This window comes from Acinetobacter sp. UBA5934 (assembly GCF_002430855.1).
Classification (GTDB): domain Bacteria; phylum Pseudomonadota; class Gammaproteobacteria; order Pseudomonadales; family Moraxellaceae; genus Acinetobacter.
In genome coordinates this window covers 1-493 of the sequence record NZ_DJDC01000068.1, presented here as the reverse complement: position 1 = coordinate 493, position 493 = coordinate 1, and the positions used below count along the sequence as shown (strand labels likewise).

The window sequence follows — 493 nt, the reverse complement described above, 5'->3', positions numbered from 1 at the left end:
CATGGCACGTTCAGTTAAATCTATAGTGTATTTATTGAGTGAATCACGTTGATCTTCGTGGGTATTACTCATGACTTTTTCGCCACCTCGGATATTTTCGATTGCTTTGCGTAAACCGTCAGTGGTTACGCCTATATTATTCAATAAATTTTTGGTTGCACCAGTTTCCGCTAAAGCAAGTAATACCCAGTCGGTGGATAGAAACTCATCCCCGGCTTTTTGTGCATAGCTGTCTGCCAGATTTAATGCGCGTACCGCTTCCGGATTCAGATTAATGTCGCCGGTTGGATTAGCGATAGTCGGTGCATCATTTAGTGCTTGCTGCAACTTGGTTTGAAGATTTCGTAGATTTGCCCCGGCTTGCTGTAACAAGCTGATATTGGCAGGCTCTTCTAATAGCACAGATAAAATATGAATACCTTCAATAGAAGTATTATCTTTACCCATGGCCAGAGATTGAGCATCTGATAAAGCTTGCTGCAAGCGGTTTGTA

Annotated in this window: 1 protein-coding gene; it reads right to left on the bottom strand. The window is 42.2% G+C overall.

The features are described from left to right. The coding region (locus tag B2Y23_RS04715; RefSeq protein WP_291369334.1) for a Clp protease N-terminal domain-containing protein at positions 1–493 on the bottom strand (493 nt) is incomplete at both ends.